Here is a 3,052-nt window from a genome sequence, read left to right as displayed (position 1 = left end):
GGGCAGCAGGTGGGCCACGGCCTGCTTCATCACCCGCGCGCTCTTGACCACCTGGGGCAGGAACATCTTGCCGGCGCCGAAGAGGTCACCCACCACGTTCATGCCGGCCATCAGCGGGCCTTCGATCACGTGCAGCGGGCGGCCGCCGTCGGCGCGGATCTGCTGCCACACCTCTTCGGTGTCGTCGACGATGAACTCGGTGATGCCGTGCACCAGCGCATGCGACAGCCGCTCGGCCACCGGCAGCGCGCGCCAGGCCAGGCGGGCGCTGTCGTCCTTGGCCGCGCCCTTGGCCGATTCGGCGATCTCCAGCAGGCGCTCGCCGGCATCGGGCCGGCGGTTCAGCACCACGTCTTCCACTCGCTCGCGCAGCACCGGCTCCAGGTCGTCGTACACGCCCACCATGCCGGCGTTGACGATGCCCATGTCCATGCCCGCCTGGATGGCGTGGTACAGGAACACGGTGTGGATGGCCTCGCGCACCGGGTCGTTGCCGCGGAAGCTGAAGCTCACGTTGCTGACGCCGCCCGACACCTTGGCGCCCGGCAGGTGCTGCTTGATCCAGCGGGTGGCCTCGATGAAGTCGACCGCGTAGTTGTCGTGCTCCTCGATGCCCGTGGCGATGGCGAAGATGTTGGGGTCGAAGATGATGTCCTCGGGCGGGAAGCCCACCTCATCGACCAGCATGCGGTAGGCCCGCTCGCAGATCTCGATCTTGCGCTGGTAGGTGTCGGCCTGGCCCTTCTCGTCGAAGGCCATCACCACCGCCGCGGCGCCATAGCGCCGCACCAGCGTGGCCTGGCGCTTGAACTCGGCCTCGCCTTCCTTCAGGCTGATGCTGTTGACGATGCCCTTGCCCTGGATGCAGCGCAGCCCGGCCTCGATCACCGACCACTTCGACGAGTCCACCATGATCGGCACCCGCGCGATCTCGGGCTCGCTGGCGATCAGGTTGAGGAAGCGCACCATCGCCGCCTGCGAGTCCAGCATCGCCTCGTCCATGTTGACGTCGATGACCTGGGCGCCGTTTTCCACCTGCTGGCGGGCCACGGCCAGCGCTTGCTCGAACTGGCCGTTGAGGATCATCCGCGCGAAGGCCTTGGAGCCGGTGACGTTGGTGCGTTCGCCGATGTTGACGAACAGCGTGCCCCGGCCGATGGTGACGGGCTCGAGGCCGGCCAGGCGCAGCGGCGCGGGTTCAGGTACGGTGAGCGGACGGGCGGCAGAAGCTTCGGACATGGCAGCAATCCAGGGGTCCGGGGCGGCGAGTCGGCTGCGGCCCACCCGCAACGTCGTCCGCGCCGGGTGAGCGTCGTTGCAGACGGGGGAGCCCGCTGTCCGAGCCTGGCGGCCATGTAGCCGTCGCAACGCTCCTCGGACAACTGGCGATTTTAGCGGGGCAGCCCGCCCGCCCTGCACAATGCCCTGGCAAGACAACTCAGTCAGGAGATCACGAATGCAGTGGTGGAAGCGATCTACCCCGGTCGGTGCGGCGCTGCTGGCTGCCGCGGTGCTGTCGGGCTGCGGCACCAAGGTGCCGCTGGACCTGCCCCCGCCGCGCCCTGCGCCCGGCACCGCCGCGGGCGGCACCACGCCGCTGCCTCCGCCTCCGCCGCTGCCGGCGCCCCCGCCCGTGGAGCCGCCGACCATGGCGACGCCGATGCCGGTCGCCCCCTCGGCCGAAGCCGCCCAGCAGCCGCCGGCCGCCACCTCGGCGGTGCCCGGTGCCAGCAGCCCTTCCATGACCAGCGAAACCCAGCCGGGCGTGCCGCTGCTGCCGCCCGAGAACAGCCCGGTGATGGTCGAGAGCCGCTGGCTGCAGCAGTGGTTCGAAGGCACGCCGGTGGTCATCGCGCCGCAGGGCGACGGCACGCTGCTGGTGGAAGTGCCGGCCGAGTTCTGCTTCGACGTCGGTGCCTCGGCCGTCAAGCCACCGCTGGCCGCGGTGCTGAGCCGGGTGCGCAGCAGCCTGGAACGCCACCCCAGCCTGCAGATGCGCATCGAGACGCCGCCCGAAGCCGGCGGCCCGGCGTCGCTGGCACGTGAGCGCAGCACCCGCGTGCGCGAGCACTTCTTCAGCGCCGCCATCTCGCCCACCCGCATCACCGAAGCCGATGGCCTGCCCGGCTCGCCGGTGCGGCTGGTGATCAACGGCAGCCTGCAATGAGCGGGTGCCGGCGGCGCCCTGCAGGCACGGGCACACCGCCGGCAACAAGGCTTACAAACCGCCGCATGCGACGGACACGTGCAGCGGCTGCAATCCGACCATGACCCACTCGATACCGCGCCCTTTCACCGCCCTGGCCGCTGCGGCCTGCGCCAGCCTGGCCTTGCTGGCCGGTTGCGCCACCGGACCCCGTGGCGCCACCGAACCCGCCGGTCCGCCGGCCAGCGAAGCCGACCGCCGCGCCGCCGCGCCCGCGGCCCTGATGGCCGAGCAGCAGTGGCTGCAGCAATGGTTCAGCGGCACGCCGGTGGCCATCAGCAACGACCGCGGCGACCAGCTGCGGCTGGATGTGCCGGTGAAATTCGCGTTCGACCCCGGTCAGGTGGGCATCAAGCCGCCGCTGGCCGCGGTGCTGGACCGCGTGGCCGAAAGCCTGCGCCGCCGCGAGATGCTGGTGGTGGCGGTGGCACCGCCTTCGGAGGCCGAAGCCGCGCTGGGCCGGCGCCGGGCCGAGGCCGTGACCCGCTACCTCACCAGCCGCGGCGTGGATGCGTCGCGCATCAGCGCGGTGGCGGGCGACGGCGCGGCGATGGGCCTGCGGCTGCAGGTCAATGCGGCCGGCGGGGCCTGATCAGGCCTCGGCCGCTTCCCGCACCAGCCCGGGCCGAATCAGGCCTCGGCCGCTTCCTGCACCAGCCCGCTGAACAGCGGGTCGCGCCGGCTGCGCGGACGGTAGGCCGACACGCGCTGCGCGATGGCGGCGATGTGGTCGGGCGTGGTGCCGCAGCAGCCGCCCACGATGTTGAGGAAGCCGCTCTTCGCGAACTCTTCCATCAGCCCGCCGGTGACGTCGGGCGTCTCGTCGAAGCCGGTGTCGCTCATCGG

4 protein-coding genes and 1 riboswitch are annotated in these 3,052 nt (G+C 71.5%); of the genes, 2 read left to right on the top strand and 2 right to left on the bottom strand.

Annotated features, from left to right (window positions below):
- On the bottom strand, positions 1–1,239 hold a 1,239-nt coding region (locus tag ABNT58_RS08705; protein WP_348753101.1), incomplete at its 3' end, for a dihydropteroate synthase.
- A gap of 61 nt (positions 1,240–1,300) precedes the next feature.
- Positions 1,301–1,382: riboswitch (S-adenosyl-L-homocysteine riboswitch) on the bottom strand.
- 74 nt (positions 1,383–1,456) lie between these two features.
- Between ABNT58_RS08705 and ABNT58_RS08700 the strand changes: the two genes are divergently transcribed.
- Positions 1,457–2,167 (top strand): lipoprotein, encoded by a 711-nt coding sequence (locus ABNT58_RS08700; protein WP_348753100.1) that lies wholly within the window; start codon positions 1,457–1,459, stop codon positions 2,165–2,167.
- A gap of 100 nt (positions 2,168–2,267) precedes the next feature.
- A complete protein-coding gene (locus ABNT58_RS08695) occupies positions 2,268–2,798 on the top strand; it encodes an OmpA family protein (RefSeq protein ID WP_348753099.1) in 531 nt (176 codons plus the stop codon).
- Positions 2,799–2,836: 38 nt separating this feature from the next.
- Here ABNT58_RS08695 and ABNT58_RS08690 read toward each other — a convergent pair.
- The coding region (locus ABNT58_RS08690) for a homocysteine S-methyltransferase family protein (protein WP_348753098.1) at positions 2,837–3,052 on the bottom strand (216 nt) is incomplete at its 5' end.

Origin of the sequence: uncultured Aquincola sp. (assembly GCF_964001545.1) — a bacterium.
Lineage (GTDB): Bacteria > Pseudomonadota > Gammaproteobacteria > Burkholderiales > Burkholderiaceae_C > Aquincola.
Note: the sequence above shows the minus strand (reverse complement) of the source record. Positions and strands in the feature narration are given on the sequence as shown.